Origin of the sequence: Burkholderia pyrrocinia, from assembly GCF_022809715.1 — a bacterium.
In the GTDB taxonomy this organism is placed as follows: domain Bacteria; phylum Pseudomonadota; class Gammaproteobacteria; order Burkholderiales; family Burkholderiaceae; genus Burkholderia; species Burkholderia pyrrocinia_C.
This window is the reverse complement of sequence record NZ_CP094460.1, coordinates 617,767-641,046: the sequence shown is the minus strand read 5'-3', so window position 1 is coordinate 641,046 and position 23,280 is coordinate 617,767. Positions and strand designations below refer to the sequence as shown.

Here is a 23,280-nt window from a genome sequence, read left to right as displayed (position 1 = left end):
AATGCGTTGAAACGAAGGACGGCGGCCAGGCCGCCGTCCGATGGCAGGCTGGCCGCGGTTACTTCGCGTACGGCTCGGGCAGGCCGTTGCGGATCACGTAGACGGACGTCGGCGCGCCCTTCAGGTCGCCGTTCGCGTCGAACGAATAGGTGCCCGCGACGCCCGCATAGTTCGACTTCGCGAGCTGCGCGATCAGCTTCGCCTTGTCGGTGGTCGTGCCGGCCTTGACCATCGCGTCGGCGAGCAGCTTCACGCCGTCGTAGTAGTTGACGCCATAGACCTGCGTATCCGTGTGATAGGCGTCGTGGTACTTCTTCAGGAATTCGCGCCCGGCCGGCGTCTTCTCGAGCGCGACGCCGCCCTGCGCGCAGTAGACGATCGATGCCGCATCGCCCGCCACCTTGCCCATGTCGGCCGAGCAGATGCCGTCGCCGCCGAGCAGCTTCGCGCGCAGCCCGCGCTGCTTCATCTGCTTGGCCATCGGCGCGCCCTGCGCCGCATAGCCGCCGAAGAAGATCACGTCGGGGTTGCCGGCCTTGATCTTGGTGAGAATGCCGAGGAAATCGGTGGCCGACGAACTCGTGTATTCCTGGTCGACGATCCTGATCCCGTTCGCCTTCGCGACGTTCATGAACTGCTCGGCGACGCCCTGCCCGTACGCGGTGCGATCGTCGACGACGGCCGCGGTTTTCGCATTCAGCGTCTTTGCGGCGAACGTGGCCATCGTGCCGCCGAGCTGCTCGTCGCTCGCGCCGATCCGGAAGATGTTCTTGAAGCCCTGCTTCGTGAGCGCCGGATTCGACGCAACCGGCAGGATCGGCACGCCCGCATTCGAATACACGCGCGATGCCGGGATCGCGACGCCCGAGTTGTACGGCCCGAGCACCGCGACGACACCCTTGTCGACGAGGTTCTGCGCGACCTGCACGCCGGCCTTCGGGTCGGCCTGGTCGTCGTCGGACAGCAGCTTGAACGTGACGGTCTTGCCGGCCACCTTCACGCCCGCCTTGTTGAGTTCGTCGACGGCAAGGCGCGCGCCGTTTTCGTTGTCCTTGCCGTTCGCGGCCTGCGGGCCCGTCAATGGCGCCGAATGGCCGATCATCACGACTTCCTGCGCGTGCGCGGAAGTCAGCGCGCCGGCGGCAACAGCCACCGAGAGCGCGGTAACGAGGTGTCGCATGATGTCTCCTGATTGGTTTTGTGTGAAACCAATGTAGGACACGCGTGGTCACATCGCAAGCAATTTCAAAATAATTTTAGCGATTCTGGTCATATTTCAGACCAGAACGAAGCCGCGCACGTCACTTCGGCGCGATGTCGCGCCGCACGCGGCGGATATGCTGCTCGACATAGAACGCAGCCGCATCGGCATCGCCGGACACGATCGCCTCGTAGATCAGCCGGTGTTCGGACACGTAGAGCCGGATTCGGCCCGCGTCGTAGATGCCGTCGTCCTTCAGCCGCTTCCAGAGCGGCTGGTCCATCGTCTTCGCGACCTCGTCCGCAATCTTCACGATCAGCGGGTCGCCGGTCATCAGCGCGAGCTGCCGGTGGAACAGCCGGTCGCTCTCGTTCCACAGCGCGCGCTGGTGCGGATCGTCGACGTCGGTGATGGTTTCCATCTGCGCGAGATAGCGCTCGGCGCCCGGGTCGGCGCGGCCGTGCGACGCCGCGAGGCGCGCGATCGCGGGTTCCAGGATCAGCCGCACGTCGAGCGTCGACGTCGGGCTGAAGTCGGCCTCGGACGCCGCACGCATGTCGCCGCGTTCCGCGAGCACGTCGAGCGGCGACGCGACGACGTAGGTGCCCGAATTGCGCTTCGTGAACACCAGCCCTTCGTTCTGCAGCGCGCCGAGCGCCTCGCGCACGGCCGGCCGGCCGACCTGGAACAGCACCGCGAGTTCGCGCTCGGACGGCAGCCGCGAATCGGCCGCGTAGCGCCCCGCGCGAATCTCGTCGCGGATCTTCTCGGCGACCTGCTCGTAGATCTGCAGCGGCCTGAAACCGCCTTCGAGTGATTCGGGACGCGCGGACATCATCGTTTGGCTCCTGCCCGGTCGCGGGCGTGGACTTGGAATGGGTTCGCACTATACCGGAGCGGCGCCGGCATCGAGACCACGGCGACCCTTCTGGACAGATATTAGAACCAAAAACGGCGCTTCGGTTTATTTTCCGGGTTGCGGGTGCGGTTGAAATTGGTATAGATTCGATCCACACTGCCTCCGTGTCACGGTATCCGGCAGCCCCTTGACGGGCGCGTCATGCGCCCGTCGCCCACGCTCACCGACACCTGCGACGTACACGATGACCGCCCTTTCCCGGATTCCCGTTTTCGATGCGGCCGACACGGCCGCGCTGCTCGACTACCCGGCGCTGCTCGCCACGCTGAGGCAGGCCGTCGCCGAGTACGCGGCGGGCGAGATCGTCAGCCCCGAACGCCTGGTCGTGCCGCTGCAGGCCGGCGGCGTGATGCTGTCGATGCCGTCGAGCGCGCGCGACCTTGCCACCCACAAGCTCGTGAACGTGTGCCCCGGCAACGGCGCGCGCGGGCTGCCGACGATCCTCGGCCAGGTGACCGCATACGACGCGACCACCGGCGAGATGCGCTTCGCGCTCGACGGCCCGACGGTCACCGGCCGCCGCACGGCGGCCGTCACCGCGCTCGGCATCGACGCGCTGCATGGCACCGCGCCGCGCGACATCCTGCTGATCGGCACCGGCAAGCAGGCGGCCAATCACGCGGAAGCGCTCGCGGCGATCTTTCCCGACGCGCGCCTTCACGTGCGCGGCACCCGCGCCGACAGCGCGGCCGCCTTCTGCGCCGCGCACCGCGCGCAGGCGCCGCGGCTCGCACCGCTCGACGGCGACGCGATTCCCGATGCGATCGACGTCGTCGTCACGCTGACGACGAGCCGCACGCCCGTCTACCGCGAAGCCGCGCGCGAAGGCCGGCTCGTGGTCGGCGTCGGCGCGTTCACCGCGGATGCGGCCGAGATCGACGCGAACACGGTGCGCGGCAGCCGGCTCGTCGTCGACGATCCGGCCGGCGCGCGCCACGAGGCCGGCGACCTGATCGTCGCGCAGGTCGACTGGCAGCAGGTCGCGTCGCTCGCCGACGTGCTGGGCGGCGCATTCGCCGTCGGCGGACCGCTGCTGTTCAAGAGCGTCGGCTGCGCCGCGTGGGATCTCGCTGCGTGCCGCACCGCGCGCGATGCGCTGGACGCGCGCCGGGCCGGCTGACCCGGCAGCAAAAACCGCCGGCCGCGTGAGCGACGCCGGCGCGGCATAGCAGTGCTCCGGCATTTCCCGTACGCGTTGTAGGAAACGCCCTACAACGCGTCGAAGCGGCCTACACCAACTTCCAATTCGGCCGATTTCATTTCCGGCGGCGCAACACGATACTGCCGGCATGAATGCCAGCTTGTCGCCCGCCACGCTCAGGGTGTTTCTCGTCGATCATGCCGCCGCCGTCCGGCAGCGGATCGCGCTGCTCGTCGGCGCGATTCGCGGCGTCGCCGTCGTGGGCGAAGCGGAAGACGGCCAGCACGCGTGGACGCAGATCCTCGGCAGCCGGGCGGACGTCGTGATCGTCGACCTGCGGCTCGCGGACGGCAGCGGCCTCGACCTGATCGGGATGCTGTCGAAGGCCGCGCCGCGCATCGTCACGATCGTTTTGACGAATCATTCGGCGCCGGCATTCAGAGAGGCATGCGCGACGGCCGGAGCCGACTACTTCTTCGACAAGACCGTCGAATTCGACGCCGCGTGCCGTGTCATCGAATCCCTGGTGCACGCTCGCGTGCATCAACCCTGACAAGCCGGAGCGACTCATGTCCACCGCCACCGCCTGCGCTGCCGACGTACTTGTCGCGCCCCGGCCGACGACTCCGCTTCGTGCGGTCACGCGCGCCGACGCCGCCAAACATCCCGCCGCACGCTGCTCGGCCTGCGCGATGCGCTCGATGTGCTTGCCGCCGCAACTGACGGCCGCCGAATACGGCCGGCTCGACGCGATCATCTGCACGACCCGGCAGGTTCGCCAGGGCGACGCGCTGTTTCGCACCGACGATCCGTTCCAGAGCATCTATGCGGTGCGCGCGGGTTCGGTGAAGACGGTGATGATGCATCGCGACGGCCGCGAACACGTGACGGGCTTCCAGATCGCCGGCGACACGCTCGGGATGGACGGCATCGGCAGCGGCCAGCACTGCTGCGACGCGATCGCGCTCGAAGACAGCGTCGTGTGCGTCATCCCGTTCGGTGCGCTCGAAGCAGCGTGCCGCGAGATCAAGCCGATGCAGCACTTCCTCTATCAGATGCTGAGCAGCGAGATCGTGCGGAAATCGAGCCAGATGCTGCTGCTCGGCACGATGTCGGCCGAACAGCGCGTCGCGCATTTCCTGCTGAACCTGTCGTCGCGCTTCGAGGCGCGCGGCTATTCGGCGACCGAATTCAACCTGCGGATGACACGCGAGGAAATCGGTTGTTATCTCGGGATGAAGCTGGAAACGGTCAGCCGGATGTTCTCGCGGTTCCATCGCGAAGCACTGGTCGAAACCCGCGGCAAGCGCGTGCGCATCATCGATGCGCAAGCGCTCGCGCGGGTCTGACTCGGGTCAGACGTACGCGCCGGCATCGTCCGCGAGGCATCGCGCGCCGTGCGTCACCGAGCCGTGCCATCGGTCGCCGCGTCGCGCAGCAGCACCCTGCCACCGCCCGCCTGCCACGCGATCAGCGCCTGTTCGGCCTGGGCGAACGCGCGGTGCAGCGCATCGTCCACGTCATCGCCGCTGCACGGCGGCAGCGGCCTGGGCGCCTCGTCGTGAAACACCAGGTCTAGCCGCACGTCGTATGTGCGCGCACCGTCGGCCGCCGCGCGCGATTCGATTGCGAGGTGACAGCCGTCGATCAGCGCGCGAAACCGTTCGAGCCGCACCAGTTGCGCGCCGGCTTCGGCTTCGATCGCGGCCGAACCCGTGAATCCGAGGCAGGCGATCTGCATGCCCACGCCCATGTCGTTTCTCCTGACGGGGCCGCCCGCTCGTCGACCGCCTTGCATGCACCGCCCGCGCCGAAAGGCGGCGGTGCGTATTTCCCGTGGCGCGGCGCGGATTCTTCGATCGCTGGCCTGCCGATAAGTCTGTCCGCACCTCTGTCGGCGCGGCACCGTTCATACGTTGAATACCTGCGACGTCTTCATCTCGATCCACGTCATTCCGGCCCGCAGCCCTTCGATCATCGCCTCGCGCTCGGTCGGATATGCATGGCTGTGCTCGAACGTATGATGAAAGCGCGCGGCGCCGCTGCCGTGCTCGACCGACACGCGGCAGCGGAATTCGCCCGATTCGCACGGGCGCGTCTCGACCTCGACCGACCAGTCGCGTTCGTGAATGTTGCCCTGCAGAGTCATGTGCCCTCCTGCGGTGTCAATCGCCGAGCCGGAAGTGGCCGCTGTGCAGCAGCACCGGTCGGCCGCCGATTTCCTCGAGCATCCGTCGTGCCATCGCTTCGATCGCCGGCCGGTGCGCGTCGAACGCGGCCAGCAGGTCGCGTTCGAGCAGCGACGGCGCACCGAAATGGTCTTCCAGTGCCTCGGCCGTGACCGCGCACTGCACGCAACGTCCGTCGACCAGCGCCGAAAACGCGACGACCAGGTCGCGCGCGCAATATTCGGCCGGCTCGGGCGGGAAGGTAATCTGCATCTGTCCGCTTGTCATTGTCGTGATGACTCCATGACGAGAGCATAGTGGCGCGCGCGGCCGCCCGCTTGACCCACGTCAATCGGTTCGCTGCACCGCACGATCGCAGTGCGGTATCGTGCCGCCGATTCAGTCCGCTTCAGTCCGCTTCAGTCCGCGTCGGGCTCGATCGCCGCGCCGCGCTCCGCGAGCAGCTCGCGCAGCACGCTGCGGTGGCAATGGCGCTCGTCGTCGCAGTAACAGCCGATCGAGAACGCGGTGGTCGCCGACAGCGCCGCCAGCAGGTCCAGCACCTTCGCCGGATCGCCATGCGCCATCTCCGCGCGGAAGTGGCGCTTGAACGCGTTCCATTCGGCGTCCGTTTCGGCCGCCTGCGCCTGCGCGACGAGCTCGGGGCTCGGCGACAGCGTCGGCAGCCATACATCATAGTAGTTGCGCGACGCGAATTCCGCCTTCGGTACGCCGCGCGGCGGCCGCCGCACCGTGCCGATCCGCAGGCCCTCGCCGGCCGCGCGCGGCGTGCCGAGCTGGATGATCCGGATGCCCATGTCGCCCCTCTGTCCTGTGTCCGATTCCGTGATCGTACCGCCGCGCCTGGGCACGCGTCAGCCGGGTAGCACGCATCGCGGCCGCGCAACAAAAAACCGGCTGCCTCCGCGACGGGAGACAGCCGGTTCGGCCGGCAGCGTTGCGCGCCGGGCGCGCGACGATCAGACGCCGCTCTTCAGCACCTTGCCGATTGCGTCGGCAACGATGCCGACGTTCGAGTCGTTCAGGCCCGCCACGCACATCCGGCCGGAACGCAGGATGTACACGCCGTGCACTTCGCGCAGCGCGTCGACCTGCGATTCGGTCAGGCCCGTGTACGTGAACATCCCGCGCTGCTTCACGTAGCGCGTGAGCGCTTCGCCGGTGACGTGGTCGCGCAGGCCGTCATGGATCGACTGGCGCATCCGCGCGATGCGGCGGCACATCGCCGACAGTTCCTCTTCCCACTGCTTGCGCAGCGCGGGCGTGTTGAGCACGGCCGCGACGACTTTCGCGCCGTAGGTTTGCGGGTTGCTGTAGTTCGAGCGCACGGCGCCGGCCAGCTGGCCGAGCACGCGCTCGGCCGCGGCCGCATCCTCGCAGACGACGCTCAGGCCGCCCACGCGCTCGCCGTACAGCGAGAAGTTCTTCGAGAACGAGTTCGCGACCAGCGCCGGCACGCCGCGGCGGGCCAGCTCGCGCACCGCGAACGCATCCGCATCGAGGCCCGCGCCGAAGCCCTGGTATGCCATGTCGACGAACGGCAGCAGGCCGCGCGCCTCGATCACGTCGATCAGCTTTTCCCACTGGCCTTCGTCGAGGTCGACGCCGGTCGGATTATGGCAGCACGCGTGCAGCAGCACGATGCTGCGCGCCGGCAGCGCGTCGATCGCCGCGAGCATCGCGTCGAACTTCAGGCCGCCCGTCGCCTCGTCGTAGTACGGATACGTGTTCACCGTGAAGCCGGCACGCTCGAAGATGAAGCGGTGGTTTTCCCAGCTCGGATCGCTGAGCCACACCTGCGCGTCCGGGAAGTAGCGCTTCAGGAAATCGGCGCCCACCTTCAGCGCGCCCGAGCCGCCGAGCGTCTGCAGGGTTGCGATGCGGCCGGCCGCGCGGGCCGGGTGATCGGCGCCGAACACGAGCGCCTGCACGGCGTCGCGATACGCAGGCAGGCCGACCATCGGCAGATACGGCTTCGGGCCGCTCTCGCGCTGCAGCGCGGTTTCGGCTTCGCGCACGGCGCCCATCACCGGAATCCGGCCTTCGGCATCGAAGTAGATGCCGATGCTCAGGTTGACTTTCCGGTCGCGCGGATCTTTCTGGAAGTTCTCGTTGAGCGTCAGGATCGGGTCGCCCGGGTACGCGTCGATGTGTTCGAACATGGCTTGAGTCGGTCTCGTTTGGAAGAATGATCGGTGGTGGCCTGCTTCAGCCTGCGGACGCGCTGTCGCGCACCGCATAGCCTGCATTCTTCTGACGGAAGCGATACCCGATCGCGAGCACCGCGAGCCATACCGGGATCAGGTACACCGACAGGCGGAGATCCGGCGTCAGGTACATCACGACGAGAATGCCGGCCATGAATGCCAGGCACAGGTAATTCGTGAAAGGATAGCCCAGACTGCGGAAGGAAGTCTTCTCCCCGGCTGCGCGCTTGGCCTGGCGGAACTTCAGGTGGATCAGGCTGATCATCGCCCAGTTGATGATCAGCGCCGACACGACGAGGCCCATCAGCACCTCGAACGCCTTGCCCGGCATGAAGTAGTTGACCAGCACGCACGCGCCGGTGGCGAGCGCCGACGCGCCGAGCGCGGCGAGCGGAATGCCGCGCTTGTTCACCGAGCACAGCACCTTCGGCGCATTGCCCTGCTGCGCGAGGCCGAACAGCATCCGGCTGTTGCAGTACACGCCGCTGTTGTAGACCGACAGCGCGGCCGTCAGCACGACGACGTTCAGCACGTTCGCGACCAGGTTGCTGCTCAGCGCGTGGAAGATCAGCACGAACGGGCTGCCGCCGCTGACGACCTTCTCCCACGGATACAGCGACAGCAGCACGGCGAGCGCGCCGATGTAGAAAATCAGGATGCGGTAGATGACCTGGTTGGTCGCGCGCGGGATGCTGTGCTTCGGATCGTCGGCCTCGGCCGCCGTGATGCCGACGAGCTCGAGCCCGCCGAACGAGAACATGATCGCGGCCATCGACATCACGAGGCCCGACACGCCGTTCGGGAAGAAGCCGCCGTGCTGCCACAGGTTCCTGACGCTGGCCTCCGGCCCGGCATTGCCGCTCGCGAGCAGCCAGCCGCCGAAGCCGATCATCCCGACGATCGCCGCGACCTTGATGATCGAGAACCAGAATTCCGTCTCGCCGTACGACTTCACGCTGGTCAGGTTGACCAGGTTGATGACGACGAAGAACACGAGCGCCGACACCCAGGTCGGCACGCCCGGCCACCAGTACTGCACGTAGATCCCGACGGCCGACAGTTCGGCCATGCTGACGAGGATGTACAGCACCCAGTAGTTCCAGCCGGACAGGAAGCCCGTGAAGTGGCCGAAATACTTGTTGGCGAAGTAGCTGAACGAACCTGCGACGGGCTCGTCGACGACCATCTCGCCGAGCTGGCGCATGATGAAGAACGCAACGATGCCGGCCACCGCATAGCCGAGCAACACGGACGGGCCGGCCATCTTGATCGTCTGCGCGATGCCGAGGAACAGCCCCGTGCCCAGCGCGCCGCCGAGCGCAATCAGCTGGATGTGCCGGTTCTTCAGCCCGCGCTTCAGGCCGTCGCTCTCGTTTCCAGAAACCATGTCTTCTCCACTCTGTCCGCCTCCGCCTGAAGCGGTGCGGCGCGCCTCGGTGTGCCGGGCGCTGTTTTTGCTGTGCCGGCGGCGTTCGTGGAGCCGCCGGGTTGGGGACTGCAATCTTCGCGTGGCGGCGCCCGATTCGCGTCGGCGTGCCCGCCAGACCGGCCGCCGACTTGTCGCCCACGCCGCATTGCTGCGGCCACACACGAAAATCCGGCGTCAGTTTAGCGTCGCGACGGCGAAATCGGGTTTCGTAACCCGTTCATGCAAACCCTACATTATGAGATAAGATTGCATCCAGGAGACAAATGAGGAAATAAAAATGCCTGAACCGGTTCTCGACCGCATCGATCGCCACTTGCTTTCGATCCTGCAGGAGAACGGCCGTGCGTCGAACCTCGATCTGGCGAAGGCCGTCGGCCTGTCGCCCGCGCAGACATTGCGGCGCCACCGGCGGCTGGAAGAGATCGGCGCGATCCGCCGCTACGAAACCCGGCTCTGCCCCGACACGCTCGGCTTCGGCGTCACCGCGTTCGTGCACGTGACGATGGAGCGCGGGCATATCCGCGACCTGTCCAAGTTCCAGAAGCTGGTGTCCGATCTCGCGCAGATCCAGGAGTGTTTTTCGGTGACGGGCGACATCGACTATGTGCTGAAGGTCGTCGCGCACGACCTGAAGGGACTGTCGCAGTTCCTGCTCGAAACGCTGATGCGGATTCCCGGCGTCAGTGGCGTGCATTCGAGCGTGTGCCTCGACGAGATCAAGTGCACGAGCGCGATGCCGGTTGAAGCGTGACAGCCGGCGCGCCGGCCGGTCATTCGCAGACGGGTGCCGGCGAGATCGACAGCAACTCGAGCACGTTGTTGCTCGCCTCACGTCACATCGCCGATGTTTAACGCATACGAACCGTCGGATCGATCACACGCAAATTCGAATTAGTCCCATAGACAATTTCTCCCTTGCCGGCGAATGTCTTCGATTCCTTAACGCAAAAGGAAACGACGATGCGCAGAACGGCAGCAAGAGACAGTGACTCGACAACAACCGGCGGATTCATCATTGCGGTCACGTCAACGATATTCGATAACGGTAAACGCGTTGCTTTGGACGGCGACGAGGCAACATGTGGCAATTGCAAAGGGGCGTTCAGGATTTTCGGCAGCGCCACGCGCATGAGTTGCCACGGTCGTAGAGTCGTTTTGAATGGCGACCCCGTGCTCTGTCCGTGTGGACAAAACAAGGTCATCGCAGGCGGCGACAGTCGAATTTTCTACGAAGCCGACAGCGGCACGTCCAGACAAGTAGCAGCAGCCCGCGAAGCTCAGCCACCTACATCGCCAACCCGATCTGCCGCGCCTTCCGGCTACGACGAAAAGCTGGTGTGTACGACACGCAAGTCGGTACTTGTCGGATATCCGTACCACATCGAAACGGCAGATGGCCGCACGTACGACGGCCGACTCGATCCAAGCGGAGAATTGCCTCGCATCGATACCGGCAACAAGCCCGATGAGTACACGGTTTATTGGGGCGACGAAGCCATTGAAAAACAATACGAGAGCTGACCGATGCCGAACAGGCCTACGAAGGTTCGCTCGAACGACACTAAAGGGTCCATCAAACCGGTAACGCTTCAGACGTTGTCATTTCGTGAACTTTGGAGCGCCTATCCGAAGAAGGATCCATACGATGATCCCACCGGCCAGTATGAGAACCAGTGCGCCATTCGCATGAGCGTTACGTTTCACCACATCGGAAGCGACATGAAGTCGTTTTCTCAGAAGGTGTTGAAACCGATGCCGGGGAAGAAGTCGCTAGGTCGTCTGATACTCGACGGGAAAGCAACAGCGACCCGCGCCTACGAGTTGGCCGAATGGTTGAAGCTTCACCCGTTCCTCGGCCTGGGCAAGCCGGAAAACATCACGGGTCAGGATTGGCAGCGCAAGATTAATGGCCGAACCGGTATCATCTATTTTTTTGGGTACTGGCGGCAAGAAGGGGATTCTGATGACGCGTTGAGCGGCGGCCATATTGACCTATGGAACAAAGATACCCTTACGCCATCTACCGCTTCGTTCTGGCGGTTTCGCATAGGCGTGCCGAGCATGATTAACCCTCTTGATTACCTTCGGGGTCGACGCGGGAATTGGTATTCAGATCTGGCCAACTCGAAAGAAATCCTCTTCTGGGAAGTTCAATGAAACGACTGGCTGTTGCAGTTCCAGGGTTCCTATGGGGTTTGCTCATCACATGGGCGTCCCTTTATACGTTCAGCCGTATTCATTGGCCTGCTCCGCCGTCGCATTCGACCGGCTGCAACGACATGGAACACTGCGCTCCACACGCAGTATTCATCGTCGGCCTGTTCGCCCTGACCTTGTGGCCTTCGGTCGTCTTTGGCGCACTCAATGCCTTCGCTTACCGACGTTGGTCATCGCGCAAGTGGGGCATCGCGTTCATTGCAACTACGCTATTTGTCGTGCTCTTTCATCTTGCGACCTACGCGACACCCGTGCCAGGTCTTTTCGGCTAAATCGGTCTACCGAAACGACCCGATGGGGTTTGTGCGCCGCCTCGCTTCCCTCTACAGATCTCTCCGAATACGGTTTGATTTGTTGCGTCAGCAACGATTTGATATATAGCGCTCGTGTGCGCGGGTCTTGCGGGCCAATCCATAGATGTTCGCGACAGCGATTCGACGCGATTTCCAGTGTCGAACTGGCGTTCACAACATACGCATTGCGCATCCCGGGGCGCCTTCAGCGCACCGCCTCGAACGCACTGATCAGCAACGCCCCCGCCGCAATCACCGCACATCCCATAGCACGGCGCGGCGTCAGCCGCTCGCCGAGATACACGCGAGCGATCAGCGCGGCGAACACCACGCTGGTTTCGCGCAGCGCCGACACCGGGCCCATCGGCGCGCGATCCATCGCCCAGATCACGATGCCGTACGCGAGCGCCGCGAACACGCCGCCGCACGCAGCCTTCGCCGTCTCGCCGACATCCTGCGTCAGCCGCAGCGGACCCGCGCGCAGCCGGTAGTACGCGGCCATCATCATGCCCGTCAACACGAACATCCACGCGGTATAGCCGACCGTGCTGCCGCTTTCCCGCACGCCGATCCCGTCGACCACGCTATAGGCCGCGATCGACACGCCGGTCGCAAACGCGGTCGGCAGCACCTGCGTCATCCGGTGCTTCGCGCCACGCCCGCCCTCCAGCCCGATCGCCAGGATGCCCGCGCAGATCAGCACGAGCCCGCCTTGCGCGCCGGCGTTCAGGTGCTCGCCCGCGAACGCCGCCGCGCCGAGCGTGACGAGCAGCGGCGCGGTGCCGCGCGCAACCGGGTAGGCGACGGTCAGGTCGCCGTGCTCGTAGGCGCGCACCAGCAGCAGCGTATAGACCACATGGATCACGGCCGATGCGACGACACAGAGCCAGCCCATGAGCGTGATCGGCGCGGCGGCAGGCAGGAACAGCAGCGCGAACAGCCCGATCGCGATCTGCAGCACCGTGGCCGACCGCAGCCGGTCGCCGCTGCTGCGGACGAGCGCATTCCATGACGCATGCAGGAATGCCGCACACAGAACGGCAAACAGAACGGGGATCGGCACGATGAATTCTCGGTAACGGTCGGCAACATGAAATCGTCGTCGCGGGGCATCCATCGTATGAATACGTCACACGATTGTCAAAAATGCGGTATCCACGGCATGACGCGCGAACCGGCCGACCGCGCCCTTTCGCCCGCCCCATGCGGCCTGCGCGGCAGGCGGCCCCGTGCGCCGCGAAATGTGTCTTCGTGGTTGCGCGCGGTCTGCCCCTTTCCGTTCTCTTTCGCACCGCGTTGCGCCGTAATGGAATCGATACCGCAGCGCAACCGTCGCGAAACCACTCCGTCCCCATATCTTCATACGCGACTGTTCCAATGCGCGTGCTCTCTCGCGAGCTCCGCGCCGAACCGACACGACGACGGGGCCGCTCTCACCATCGAAGGCCTTACCTGGAGTTTCCCGATGTTCCGTCAAGCCTTGCTCGTCACCGCCTGCGCAGCCGCAGCGCTTGCGCTGTTCGCCTGCGGCGGCAGCGACGATCCGACGTCGACGCCCGCGGTGTCGTCGCAGGATGCGCTGCAGACCGCCACGCCGATCAAGCACGTCGTCGTGATCTACGGCGAAAACATCTCGTTCGACCACTACTTCGGCACCTACCCGAACGCGACGAACCCGTCGGGCGAACCGGCGTTCACCGCGAAGGCCGGCACGCCGACGCCCAACGGGCTGACGGGCACGCTGCTCACCGCGAACCCGAACTTCACGAACACGGCCAACGGCACCGACGCGGCGAACCCGTTCCGCCTCGACCGCACGCAGGCCGCGACCGCCGACCAGAACCACGCGTACACAGCCGAACAGCTGGCCGAGGACAACGGCCTCGCCGACCTGTTCCCGAAATACACCGGCAAGGGCTCGTCCGGCGGCGCCGGCGCGTTCGGCACGAAGGGCCAGGTGATGGGCTACTTCGACGGCAACACCGTGACCGCGCTGTGGAACTACGCGCAGCGCTTCGCGATGAGCGACAACGCATACACGACGGTCTACGGCCCGTCGACGCCGGGCGCGCTGAACGTCGTGTCGGGGCAGACCAACGGGATGCAGATCGTCAAGACGTCGAAGCAGCCGTCGACGCTCGCAGCCACCTCGTACTACATCAACGACGGCCAGGGCGGCTTCACGATGATCAACGACGTCGACCCCGGCTTCGACGTGTGCTCGAGCACGACCGACCGTGCGATGATGACCGGCAAGAACATCGGCGACCTGCTGAACGGCGCGAAGATCACGTGGGGCGGCTTCATGGGCGGCTTCAACCTGTCGACGACCAACGGCAACGGCACGACGGGCTGCAGCCGCAGCACGATCGCCACCGCCGTGAACGCCGCGACGGCCGACTACATCCCGCACCACAACTGGTTCCAGTACTACGCGTCGACGTCGAACCCGCAGCACACGCGCCCGAGCTCGATCGCGGCGATCGGTTCGAGCGTCCAGACCGACGGCAAGACGGCGGAACCCGCGAACCACCAGTACGACAGCGACGACTTCTTCGCGGCCGTGAAAGCCGGCAACTTCCCGTCGGTCAGCTTCCTGAAGGCGCCGGCCGCGCAGGATGCGCACGCGGGCTATTCGGATCCGCTCGACGAGCAGGCGTTCGTGACGAAGGTCGTCAACTTCCTGCAGCAGCAGCCGGACTGGCAGAACACGGCCGTGATCGTCACCTATGACGACTCGGACGGCTGGTACGACCACGTGTACACGGCGCCGACCCGTTCGTCGTCCGACGCCGTCGACCAGGTCAACGGCAACGGCAAGTGCGGCACGGGCGGCACCACCGGCGTGAACGGCGGCACCGTGAACGGCCGCTGCGGCCCCGGCGTGCGCATTCCGCTGATCGTGATCTCGCCGTACGCGAAGCAGAACTACGTCGACCACACGATGATCGACCAGGCATCGGTCGTGCGCTTCATCGAGGACAACTGGCTCGGCGGCCAGCGCATCGGCGGCGGTTCGTTCGATGCGACGGCGGGTGACCTGCGCGGGCTGTTCGACTTCACGTCGAAACCGAACACGACGCCGCTGTACCTCGATCCGACGCTCGGCACGGCATTGAGCGCGGCGCCGTCGATCTGACCGGCATCCATTGACCGCAGGCCGGCGCATCACGCGCCGGCCGTTTCCATTTAACGCGCCGCTTCGTGCGGTGCCCGATTTCCGACCGACAACCGACAGCATGACAGCTCGCCCCGCGCTCCCGTCTCCCGACGCTTCCGGCACCCCCGCACCGCGTTCCCCTTCCCGCCTGCCGCGCCGCGCGGCGTTCGTGCTCGGCGCGGCCGTGCTCGGCTATGGCGCGTTCGCGGTCGCGTTCCCCGCGCGGGTACCCGCGGCGATCGGCACCGTCGTCGCCGGCTGGACGGGCGCGAATCCGCATCCGGTGGTGCTGCAGCGGCCCGCCGTGCAGCCGCTGTCGGCGGTCGCGCAGCTCGGGCGGGCGCTGTTCGTCGATCCGTCGCTGTCCGCGTCGGGCAAGCAGTCGTGCGCGTCGTGTCACAGCCCCGATCATGCGTACGGGCCGCCGAATGCGCTCGACGTGCAGCCGGGCGGCCTCGCGATGACGCAGCACGGGTATCGCCCGCCGCCGTCGCTGATGTACCTGTACCGCCAGCCGAACTTCAGCATCGGCCCCGATGCCGGTGAGAACGACGCCGCACCGAGTGTCGCGCAGCAGGCCGCGGCGGCCGCCGGCGTCGTCAAGGCGCAGAAGGTGGCCGGCACGTCAACCGCGCCGCAGCTCGTGCCGCAGGGCGGGATGTTCTGGGACGGCCGCGCCGATACGCTGCAGCAGCAGGCGTTCGGCCCGCTGCTGAATCCGGTCGAGATGGCGAATGCGAGCATCGACGACGTCGCGCACAAGCTCGCGCAGTCGTCGCACCGCGCGCAGTTCGAGCAGCTGTTCGGGGTGCGTGTGTTCGACAGCCCGCAGCTCGCGGTGTCGGAAGCGATGTTCGCGATCGCGCGGTATCAGGTCGAGGATCCGTCGTTCCATCCGTACAACAGCAAGTACGACCGCTGGCTCGAAGGCCGCGCGCGCCTGTCGCAGGCCGAGCTGCGCGGGCTGCGCCTGTTCAACGATCCGGACAAGGCGAATTGCGCGGGCTGCCACCTGTCGAAGCCCGGCAAGGACGGGCTGCCGCCGATGTTTACCGACTACCAGTACGAGGCGCTCGGCGCGCCGCGCAACCAGCAGCTTGCGCAGAACCGCAACGCGGCGTTCTACGATCTCGGCGTGTGCGGGCCGTTCCGCGACGACCTGAAGGACCAGACGCAGTATTGCGGGATGTTCCTCACGCCGACGCTGCGCAACTCGGCGACGCGCCAGGTGTTCTTCCACAACGGCGTATTCCACACGCTCGACCAGGTGATGGCGTTCTACAACGAGCGCAGCATCTCGCCGCAGAAGTTCTACTCGCGTGGCGCGGACGGCAAGGTCGACGAGTACGACGACATCCCGCCGAAGTACCGCGCGAACGTCGACGTGACCGATGCGCCGTTCGATCGCAAGCCGGGCGACAAACCCGCGATGACGGCGCAGGATATCAAGGATATCGAAGCGTTCCTCGGCACGCTGAACGACGAGCCGGTGCGGCACTGAGCGCCGCTTGACCGCCGCGCCGCGTCAGCGGCGCGCGCGGATGCAAAGGAAGGCCGGCGCCAGCGACAGCTCCGCATGGAGCCGTTCGGACGCGGCCTTCATCTCCGGCAGCGGCTTGGGTTCGACGAACCGGTCGAGCCGCCAGCCGCTGTCGGCCACCGCGTTCAGGATGTCGGCGAGCGGCCGCCGCCAGGCCTCGACATACGGCTTCGGCTCGCCGAAGCCCGACCAGTGAAAGCCGAACCGGGACGTGTCGAAATACGTGCCCTCGCCGCGCGTGCGTTCGTCCATCCAGTCGCGCATCGGATGCGCCATCGAGAACACGAGCGTCGCTCCCGGCCGCGCGACGCGCCGGAATTCGCGCAGCGGCGCTTCGAGGTCGCGCACGTAGTCGAACGCCAGCGAACACAGCACCTTGTCGAAACGGCCGTCGGGCAGCCAGTCAAGCGGCACCGACAGGTCGCCTTCGGCCACCTCGACCGCAAGACCCGCGCAACGCGTGCGGGCAAGCGCGACCATCTCCGGCGTCACGTCGAATGCATGCACGGTCGCGCCGTGGCGAGCGAGGTGCTCGCTGCAGATGCCGGGCCCGCAGCCGGCGTCGAGCACCGTCAGGCCGTCGACGTCGCCGAGCAGCGCCATCGTCGCCGGACGCTCGTACAGCGCGTTGTGCGCCTTGGTCGGCGCGATGTCCGCATAGCGTTGCGCGAAGCTCGCGTACGCGCGGCGGCCGGGTGGTTCGTTCGGATCGGTCATGCGGCATCCGTCGGCGGAAACTCGGAGTGTCGATTCTGCCCGATCGGACGACGAATGGCGACCCGCGTCCGCGCCCCGTCAGGAAAGGCTGTCGAGCAGCCGATACCAGGCCACCCCGGCCGCGATGTAGAAGCGCTGCAGCCCGTGAAACGGAATCGGCCGGATCGGCGTGGCCCGGAACGGCAGCGGCAGTTGCGCATCGTCGGACAGGTGCGCGGCCAGATGCTTGCCGAGCGTCGTCGCCATCGCGATGCCGCGGCCGTTGTAGCCGAGCGCGATCGTCACGCCCGGCGCGGGCTCGTGCACGTGCGGCATGAAATCCGCGGTGATCGCGACGCGCCCAGCCCAGCGGTATTCGAACCGGATGCCCTTCAGCTGCGGATACAGCAGCGTCGTCGCGCGCTCCAGATGGCGCCAGTCGCTCGTCGCGCGCGGTTCCGCGAACGGGCCGCGGCCGCCCATCAGCAGGCGGCCGGCCGAGTCGCGGCGGAAATACAGCAGCAGGCGCCGCGCATCCGATGCGACCTCGCCGCCGGCGAGAATGTCGCGACCGAGATCCGGCGCGAGCGGCTGCGTAGCGACGATGAAACTGTTCGCGGCGATCACCGACTGGCGCAAGCCGGGCCACAGCCCGTCCGTGTAGCCGTTGGTCGCGATCACGACGCGATCCGCCGACAGCGTCGCGCCGCCTGCCGTCGCGATCTGCCAACGGCCGTCGGCACGCGTCAGCCCTGCGGCGCGCGTCAGCCCGTGCACGACCGCCCCGCTCGCCTGCGCGGCGCGCACGAGGCCGCGCGTATAGCTGAGCGGCTGCACGCTGCCTGCGCGGCGATCGATCCAGCCGCCCGCGTAGGCGTGCGTGCCGAGCCGCCGAGCGACGTCGTCGCGGCCGAGCACTTCGACCGGTGCGCCGCGCGCGGCCCACTGCTGCGCACGGCGCGCGACCGTATCGAGCATCGCGGCGGTCGGCGCCGGCTGGATCCAGCCATGGCGACGCGCATCGCAGTCGATCGCGTGCCGCGCGATCAGGTCGAACACCGTGTCGGCCGCGCCGCCGACCACGCCGGCAAGCTGCTCGCCGGCCTCGTCGCCGAACCGGCGAATCAGTTCGTCGGGGTCGTATTTCAGCCCGGGGATCACTTGCCCGCCGTTGCGGCCCGACGCCCCCCAGCCCGGCTGCGCGCCGTCGATCACGCGCACGTTCGCACCGCGTTCGGCCAGGTGGAGCGCGGTCGACAGACCCGTGAAGCCGGCACCGACGATCGCCACGTCGCACGACGCGGACGCATCGAGCGCGGGGGTGTCAGGCGCTGGCGCGGCCGTCGCCGCCCACAGCGAATCCGGCCACTGTGAGTCTGGCCATGCAGGTGCCGGTTTCCTTTCGCTCATGTTCGATCCGGGTTGGCGGCGCCGTCCGACGCCAGCAGGCGGCGCAGGAATTCCTGCGTGCGCGGATGCGTCGGCTGCGTGAGCACGTCGCGTGCTGGCCCGCTTTCGCAGATGGTGCCGTCGTGCAGGAAGCACACGCGATCGGCCACCTCGCGCGCGAATCCCATCTCGTGCGTGACGACCACCATGGTCATTCCGTCGCGCGCGAGCCCGCGCATTACGCCGAGCACTTCGCCGACGAGTTCGGGGTCGAGCGCCGACGTCGGCTCGTCGAACAGGATCGCCTGCGGCTCCATCGCCAGCGCGCGTGCGATCGCGACGCGCTGCTGCTGGCCGCCCGACAGCTCGGACGGGTACGCATTCATCCGGTGCGCGAGCCCGACCTTGTCGAGCAGCGCGCGGGCCTGCTCGCGCGCCTGCGCGGCCGGCATCCGCCGCACGTGCACGGGGCCTTCCATCACGTTCTCGAGCGCCGTGCGGTGCGCGAACAGGTTGAAGCGCTGGAACACCATGCCAACCCGCATCCGCAGTTCGTGGATACGCGTCGAATGCGCATCGACCTTCACGCCGTCGATCGTGATCGAACCTTCGTCGTAGGTCTCGAAGCCGTTGATACAGCGCAGCACGGTCGATTTGCCCGAGCCGGACGGCCCGATCAGGCACACGACCTCGCCCTGCCGCACGTCGAGACTCACGCCCTTCAGCACCGCGTGCTGCTGGAAGCGCTTGTGTATCGAATCGATCCGGATCATGCGCCTCTCCTCAGCGCGAGCCGCTTGCCGAGCCGGTTCACGCCGAACATCAGCGGCAGGCCGAGCGCGAGATACAGCAGCGCGACGAGCGTATAGACGCTCATGTTCTGGAATGTCGACGACGCGATCAACTGGCCGGCGCGCGTGATCTCCGCGACCGTGATCGTCGACGCGACCGATGAATCCTTCAGCAGCATCACGAGCGTGTTGCCGTACGGCGGCAACGCGATGCGGAACGCCTGCGGCAGCACTACGCGCCGCATGATCATCGGTCCGCGCATGCCGATCGCGTGCGCGGCCTCGATCTGACCACGGTCGATCGCCTCGATGCCGGCGCGGAAGTTTTCCGCCTGGTAGGCCGAATACGCGATGCCGAGGCCGAGCACGCCGGCCTGGAACGCCGACAGTTGCACACCGAGATCGGGCAGCACGAAGTACATGTAGAACAGCTGCACGATGATCGGCAGCCCGCGGATCACGTTGACGATCGTGCTGCCGGCCGTCGACACGGCCCGGTTGCGCGACACCTTCAGCAACGCGAGGACCAGCCCGAGCACCGAGCTGAGCACGAACGCGCATGCCGTGATCTCGATCGTGACCACCGCCCCCTTCAACAGGATCGGCAGGAAATCGATCGCATTCTGAAAAAACATGAGGTCTCCTATGCGACAGCCGAGCGGGCCGCCGCAGCGGGTGCCCGCAAGGCGCGGGCGATACCGGCGTGGAACCGGGGGCCGGCGCTCAGCTCATGTGCCACTTCTGCAGGATCTGCTGCAGCGTGCCGTCGGTTTTCATCTTGCGGATCGCGCCGTTGAGCTGCTCGAGCGTCGCGGTATCGCCCTTGCGCACGATGAAGCAGACCTGCCCCTTCACGACGCTCTGGTATTCGGGCACGAGCCGCACCTGTCGGTTGACGCCGTGTTCGATCTGGTACGCGACGATCGGCTGGTCGGCGAAGCCGGCCTTGATGCGCCCGAGCGCGACGTCGCGCATGATGTCGGCGATCGAATCGTAGGTTCGGACTTCCTTGAAGATGCCCTTCTTGTTGAGCGCGTCGACGAACGCCGTGCCGACCTGCGCGCCGACCACCTGCCCCTTGAAATCGTCCATCGACGTATAGCGGCCCGGGTCGTCCGCCTTCACGATCAGGCCTTCGCCGAACGAATAGACCGTGTCGGAGAAATCGACGACCTGCTGGCGCGCCGGCGTCTTCAGCATCGCGGCCGAGATGATGTCGATCTTCTGCGTGGTGAGCGACGGGATGAGCGCCGAGAACACGGTCTGCTGCACGTCGACGCGAAACCCGGCCGACTTCCCGGCTGCCGTGATCGCATCGACCATCATCCCCTGGATCGAATTGCTCTTGACGTCGAGAAACGTGAACGGCACGCCGGTGGCCGTCGCGCCGACCTTCAGCGTCGGCTCGGCCGCGACGGCGCCCGCCGATCCCGCGGAAATGGCGATACAGGTGGCGAAACCGGCGGCCAGTGCGCCGAACTGCTTGATGAACGAAACCATGATGTCCCCTTCTCGAATAATCCGGTGCGCCGCCAGTCGCCAATCGACGTTGCGACGATGATCCGATCTTAAAACGAATCAAAAACATCGAAAACAGATTTTTGCGTATCGATATTCGATACGCTATGATTCGATATCGAATCGATCAAGCCCCTTGCTCATGGAAACTTTGCCCGATCAGTCGAACGACCTGCTGTTCAACCAGTCGCTGGAGAAAGGGCTGAACGTGCTGCGCGCGTTCAGCGCGAAGCGGCGCACGATGACGCTTGCGGAAGTGGCCGACGCGGCGGGGATGACGAAGAGCTCGGCACAGCGGATGGTCTATACGCTCGAGAAGCTCGGCTATATCCGCAAGCATCCGGTCACGCGGCGTTACCAGCTCACGCCGCACGTGATGCGGATCGGCTTCAACTACCTCGCGGCCGATACGCTGATCGACGTCGCTAATCCGTTCCTGTCCGAGCTCACGAACCTGACCGGCGAAACCACCAACCTCACCGAGCCGGACGAGGACGAGATGGTGTACGTCGCGCGTTTCGTGTCGACGAAGTTCGTGCCGATCCACATGCCGATCGGCAGCCGCATCCCGATGTATTGCACCGGCAGCGGCCGCGCGTTCCTGAGCGCGCTGCCGCCGGACGATGCGCGCGCGCGGCTCGACGGCATGGCGCGCACGCCGCACACGCCGCGCACGGTCACGGCGCTCGACGCGCTCGTCGCGCTGCTCGACGGCGCAAGGCAAGAAGGCTACGCCACCAATCAGGAAGAACTGTTCATCGGCGACATGTCGATCGCGGCGCCCGTGCTCGGCAGCCAGGGGCAGCCCGTCGCGGCCGTGCATGTGGTCGCGCCGACGAGCCGCTGGACGTTCGACGACGCGCGCCGCAAGCTCGCGCCGGCCGTGATCGACTGCGCGCGCGGCATCAGCAATTCGATCCGGACGCTCGAATAGCGTGCGCGCGTCGCTGCGTTGCACAGCGACGCTTGCGCGTCATTGCGGCTTCTGCGAGTTTTCCGTCCGATAGTTGCTGTTCGGGTGCAACACGAGTTTCTTGGCCGCTACGTCCAGTTCCTTGCTGTGGTACAGATCAGTGCATTTCAGGAAGTCGAACTTCACATCCTTCACTTCCGATTCGACGACCGGATTCCGGTAATCGCGCGCGAGATACTTCGCCACCAGCGAGTGAATGACATCCGGCGTGCGCTCCATGTCGTAGTAGGTCCAGTCGCGCAACGCGCTGGTGCTGCTGCCGATATCCTTGCTCGCGCCGGGCGCCTGCTTGTAAGCAGTCGCGAGACACTCCGCGAGCACCATGTCCTTGAAGTTCTGGAGGTAAGTGCGTGAACCGGCCTCCGGTGACGCCTGCGTTACATCCTTCGCCGATACCACCGCAGGATGCAGCACGACACACGTCAGTACGGTCGCGAGCCAGGCTCCCCTCATGACAGACTCCAGAAATTCACACGATCCGGACGATACCGTGCGCCGGGCTCGTTGAAGTAACAGTGGTCACGACACCTATTGCCGTTGATCCGAAAGCCTTTCGGCGAAGCTCAATGAAACACGTCGCGGGCCGGAATTCGTGACGGAAGGCGCGCACGCAAAAACAGGCATCCGGCCCGCAGCATGCAACGCCTGACGGATCATGGCTCCCAGCGCCCTCGCTCCATCGCCTCTTCCATCATTCCGAGCGTCAGTGACCGTCCGCCCAACGTCTCGCGCGCCTTGTTACTGAACGGAGATTTGACGACCGCCGCGAGGAACGATCCGATGCCGAGTTTCGCGGACGGGTAGTAATAGTGGATGTCGAACGCGGACAGGTCGACGCCAAACGTCACGGCCCATTGCCTGACGAGCTCGTCGATGTCGCCCGGCTCCAGGTCGAGATCGTGATAGAGGTCCGTGTCCCGCGTCAGTTCGGTTCGATCGACCGGAAGCCTGCCGACATCGGCCGTGATAAACGCTTCGAGACTCTTCCATGCGTCAGCCATACAGACGATCCTCGGGCTTCACCATGCTGTTGTAGGCGCTAACCGTTCGGTAAGTGATCAGCGATACATCCGTGGCCAGGATTACCCAACCAACTCCGGGTATCGCGCGCCCGACAAATGCGCCGATATTCCGTGTGAACTTGATGCGCAACATGATAAGACTCGTGAACGACGTAACGGTAGGCAAAATCCGGTGCTTCAGCTCGTACGGCAGCATACGACGGGAAACGACAGACGCGATGGAGGTGCCCTTGACGGCGTTCGCGAACTTGCCGCAAGTCGGGATGAAGCGCTGGCCCAGTAACACCATCGCAATACCGACCGCATCGTCTACACCCAACTCCTTGCCAGTCTCTTCGATGAAGATCAGGAAGAGCAATTCTTCACGGCTCAAGCCCTCGTGAATGCCGTACTTGTACGTATTCGCCATTTTCTCTCAGATAGTTTGAAATTGACCGAGCGGCCGAGGCTATCTTGAATGACACGGGGAGGGAAACAGGCTCACCGGGTCGACAGTTGCTACGAGAATGCGTCCCGGCACAATTGATCGATCTCTTGCTGTTCCGTTGAAGCAACTCCCGGCTTGCGCTCCCGATCGTTACAGCTTCGTCGTTCC

The 23,280-nt window shown here is 65.7% G+C and carries 27 protein-coding genes; 10 read left to right on the top strand and 17 right to left on the bottom strand.

What is annotated here, in order from left to right:
* Positions 1-58: 58 nt before the first annotated feature.
* Both MRS60_RS19715 and MRS60_RS19710 read right to left on the bottom strand, forming a co-directional pair.
* On the bottom strand, positions 59-1,180 hold the full coding sequence (locus MRS60_RS19715) for a branched-chain amino acid ABC transporter substrate-binding protein (protein WP_243566469.1): 1,122 nt from the start codon (positions 1,178-1,180) through the stop codon (positions 59-61).
* A 121-nt stretch (positions 1,181-1,301) separates the two neighbouring features.
* Positions 1,302-2,039, bottom strand: coding sequence for a FadR/GntR family transcriptional regulator (locus MRS60_RS19710; protein ID WP_034179566.1), 738 nt, complete (start codon positions 2,037-2,039; stop codon positions 1,302-1,304).
* Between the two features lie 265 nt (positions 2,040-2,304).
* On the opposite strand from MRS60_RS19710, the gene lhpI reads away from it, so the two are divergent.
* From lhpI to MRS60_RS19695, 3 genes are all read left to right on the top strand, one after another.
* Positions 2,305-3,240 carry a bifunctional Delta(1)-pyrroline-2-carboxylate/Delta(1)-piperideine-2-carboxylate reductase gene (gene lhpI, locus MRS60_RS19705; protein ID WP_034179567.1) on the top strand — a complete coding sequence of 312 codons (936 nt, stop codon included), beginning with the start codon at positions 2,305-2,307 and terminating at the stop codon, positions 3,238-3,240.
* Between the two features lie 169 nt (positions 3,241-3,409).
* Positions 3,410-3,814, top strand: coding sequence for a response regulator (locus tag MRS60_RS19700; protein ID WP_131948407.1), 405 nt, complete (start codon positions 3,410-3,412; stop codon positions 3,812-3,814).
* Positions 3,815-3,830: 16 nt separating this feature from the next.
* Positions 3,831-4,610: a helix-turn-helix domain-containing protein gene (locus tag MRS60_RS19695; protein ID WP_243566468.1), complete on the top strand. Its 780-nt coding sequence runs from the start codon at positions 3,831-3,833 to the stop codon at positions 4,608-4,610.
* 53 nt (positions 4,611-4,663) lie between these two features.
* Here the strand turns inward: MRS60_RS19695 and MRS60_RS19690 are convergent, their stop codons facing one another.
* The 6 genes from MRS60_RS19690 to MRS60_RS19665 all read right to left on the bottom strand — a co-directional run bounded on the left by MRS60_RS19690 (position 4,664) and on the right by MRS60_RS19665 (position 9,044).
* A complete protein-coding gene (locus tag MRS60_RS19690; RefSeq protein ID WP_034179570.1) occupies positions 4,664-5,014 on the bottom strand; it encodes a hypothetical protein in 351 nt (116 codons plus the stop codon).
* 156 nt (positions 5,015-5,170) lie between these two features.
* On the bottom strand, positions 5,171-5,410 hold the full coding sequence (locus MRS60_RS19685; RefSeq protein WP_034179571.1) for a hypothetical protein: 240 nt from the start codon (positions 5,408-5,410) through the stop codon (positions 5,171-5,173).
* Between the two features lie 16 nt (positions 5,411-5,426).
* Complete coding sequence (locus MRS60_RS19680; RefSeq protein ID WP_034179572.1) at positions 5,427-5,717, bottom strand: DUF1488 domain-containing protein; 291 nt, start codon at positions 5,715-5,717, stop codon at positions 5,427-5,429.
* Positions 5,718-5,848: 131 nt separating this feature from the next.
* The gene (locus MRS60_RS19675) at positions 5,849-6,247 is read right to left on the bottom strand and encodes a DUF488 domain-containing protein (protein ID WP_034179573.1); all 399 of its coding nucleotides are present in this window, start codon (positions 6,245-6,247) and stop codon (positions 5,849-5,851) included.
* Between the two features lie 162 nt (positions 6,248-6,409).
* On the bottom strand, positions 6,410-7,612 hold the full coding sequence (locus MRS60_RS19670; RefSeq protein ID WP_243566467.1) for an amino acid aminotransferase: 1,203 nt from the start codon (positions 7,610-7,612) through the stop codon (positions 6,410-6,412).
* A gap of 46 nt (positions 7,613-7,658) precedes the next feature.
* Positions 7,659-9,044 (bottom strand): amino acid permease, encoded by a 1,386-nt coding sequence (locus MRS60_RS19665; protein WP_243566466.1) that lies wholly within the window; start codon positions 9,042-9,044, stop codon positions 7,659-7,661.
* A 319-nt stretch (positions 9,045-9,363) separates the two neighbouring features.
* Here MRS60_RS19665 and MRS60_RS19660 point away from each other — a divergent pair, with 319 nt between their 5' ends.
* The 4 genes from MRS60_RS19660 to MRS60_RS19645 all read left to right on the top strand — a co-directional run bounded on the left by MRS60_RS19660 (position 9,364) and on the right by MRS60_RS19645 (position 11,575).
* The gene (locus MRS60_RS19660; protein ID WP_034179576.1) at positions 9,364-9,837 is read left to right on the top strand and encodes an Lrp/AsnC family transcriptional regulator; all 474 of its coding nucleotides are present in this window, start codon (positions 9,364-9,366) and stop codon (positions 9,835-9,837) included.
* Positions 9,838-10,046: 209 nt separating this feature from the next.
* On the top strand, positions 10,047-10,607 hold the full coding sequence (locus tag MRS60_RS19655; protein ID WP_235212442.1) for a PAAR domain-containing protein: 561 nt from the start codon (positions 10,047-10,049) through the stop codon (positions 10,605-10,607).
* 3 nt (positions 10,608-10,610) lie between these two features.
* Complete coding sequence (locus MRS60_RS19650; RefSeq protein WP_243566465.1) at positions 10,611-11,243, top strand: type VI secretion system amidase effector protein Tae4; 633 nt, start codon at positions 10,611-10,613, stop codon at positions 11,241-11,243.
* Complete coding sequence (locus MRS60_RS19645; RefSeq protein WP_034179578.1) at positions 11,240-11,575, top strand: hypothetical protein; 336 nt, start codon at positions 11,240-11,242, stop codon at positions 11,573-11,575. Before MRS60_RS19650 ends, MRS60_RS19645 begins: the two co-directional genes overlap by 4 nt.
* Positions 11,576-11,801: 226 nt before the next feature.
* Here the strand turns inward: MRS60_RS19645 and MRS60_RS19640 are convergent, their stop codons facing one another.
* On the bottom strand, positions 11,802-12,659 hold the full coding sequence (locus MRS60_RS19640) for an EamA family transporter (RefSeq protein WP_034179579.1): 858 nt from the start codon (positions 12,657-12,659) through the stop codon (positions 11,802-11,804).
* A gap of 402 nt (positions 12,660-13,061) precedes the next feature.
* Here MRS60_RS19640 and MRS60_RS19635 point away from each other — a divergent pair, with 402 nt between their 5' ends.
* Complete coding sequence (locus tag MRS60_RS19635) at positions 13,062-14,735, top strand: phospholipase C (RefSeq protein ID WP_243566464.1); 1,674 nt, start codon at positions 13,062-13,064, stop codon at positions 14,733-14,735.
* 100 nt (positions 14,736-14,835) lie between these two features.
* The gene (locus tag MRS60_RS19630; RefSeq protein ID WP_243566463.1) at positions 14,836-16,257 is read left to right on the top strand and encodes a cytochrome-c peroxidase; all 1,422 of its coding nucleotides are present in this window, start codon (positions 14,836-14,838) and stop codon (positions 16,255-16,257) included.
* Positions 16,258-16,281: 24 nt separating this feature from the next.
* Here the strand turns inward: MRS60_RS19630 and MRS60_RS19625 are convergent, their stop codons facing one another.
* The 5 genes from MRS60_RS19625 to MRS60_RS19605 all read right to left on the bottom strand — a co-directional run bounded on the left by MRS60_RS19625 (position 16,282) and on the right by MRS60_RS19605 (position 20,672).
* Positions 16,282-17,013, bottom strand: a complete 732-nt coding sequence (locus MRS60_RS19625) for a class I SAM-dependent methyltransferase (protein WP_131948416.1) — start codon at positions 17,011-17,013, stop codon at positions 16,282-16,284.
* Between the two features lie 78 nt (positions 17,014-17,091).
* Positions 17,092-18,402 (bottom strand): NAD(P)/FAD-dependent oxidoreductase, encoded by a 1,311-nt coding sequence (locus MRS60_RS19620; protein ID WP_243566462.1) that lies wholly within the window; start codon positions 18,400-18,402, stop codon positions 17,092-17,094.
* Entirely contained in the window at positions 18,399-19,154 is a 756-nt protein-coding gene (locus MRS60_RS19615) for an amino acid ABC transporter ATP-binding protein (RefSeq protein ID WP_217587056.1), read from the bottom strand. The genes MRS60_RS19620 and MRS60_RS19615 overlap by 4 nt, the downstream gene beginning before the upstream one ends.
* Entirely contained in the window at positions 19,151-19,807 is a 657-nt protein-coding gene (locus MRS60_RS19610) for an amino acid ABC transporter permease (protein ID WP_111018094.1), read from the bottom strand. Before MRS60_RS19610 ends, MRS60_RS19615 begins: the two co-directional genes overlap by 4 nt.
* An 88-nt stretch (positions 19,808-19,895) precedes the next feature.
* Positions 19,896-20,672 (bottom strand): ABC transporter substrate-binding protein, encoded by a 777-nt coding sequence (locus MRS60_RS19605; RefSeq protein WP_243566461.1) that lies wholly within the window; start codon positions 20,670-20,672, stop codon positions 19,896-19,898.
* Between the two features lie 160 nt (positions 20,673-20,832).
* On the opposite strand from MRS60_RS19605, the gene MRS60_RS19600 reads away from it, so the two are divergent.
* A complete protein-coding gene (locus MRS60_RS19600) occupies positions 20,833-21,624 on the top strand; it encodes an IclR family transcriptional regulator (RefSeq protein ID WP_217587054.1) in 792 nt (263 codons plus the stop codon).
* Positions 21,625-21,663: 39 nt separating this feature from the next.
* On the opposite strand, the gene MRS60_RS19595 is transcribed toward MRS60_RS19600, so the two are convergent.
* From MRS60_RS19595 to MRS60_RS19585, 3 genes are all read right to left on the bottom strand, one after another.
* Positions 21,664-22,116, bottom strand: a complete 453-nt coding sequence (locus MRS60_RS19595) for a type VI secretion system amidase immunity protein Tai4 (protein WP_175748444.1) — start codon at positions 22,114-22,116, stop codon at positions 21,664-21,666.
* Positions 22,117-22,316: 200 nt separating this feature from the next.
* On the bottom strand, positions 22,317-22,664 hold the full coding sequence (locus MRS60_RS19590) for a DUF1493 family protein (RefSeq protein ID WP_105389973.1): 348 nt from the start codon (positions 22,662-22,664) through the stop codon (positions 22,317-22,319).
* Positions 22,657-23,094: an STM2901 family protein gene (locus tag MRS60_RS19585; protein ID WP_243566460.1), complete on the bottom strand. Its 438-nt coding sequence runs from the start codon at positions 23,092-23,094 to the stop codon at positions 22,657-22,659. Before MRS60_RS19585 ends, MRS60_RS19590 begins: the two co-directional genes overlap by 8 nt.
* Positions 23,095-23,280: the final 186 nt, after the last annotated feature.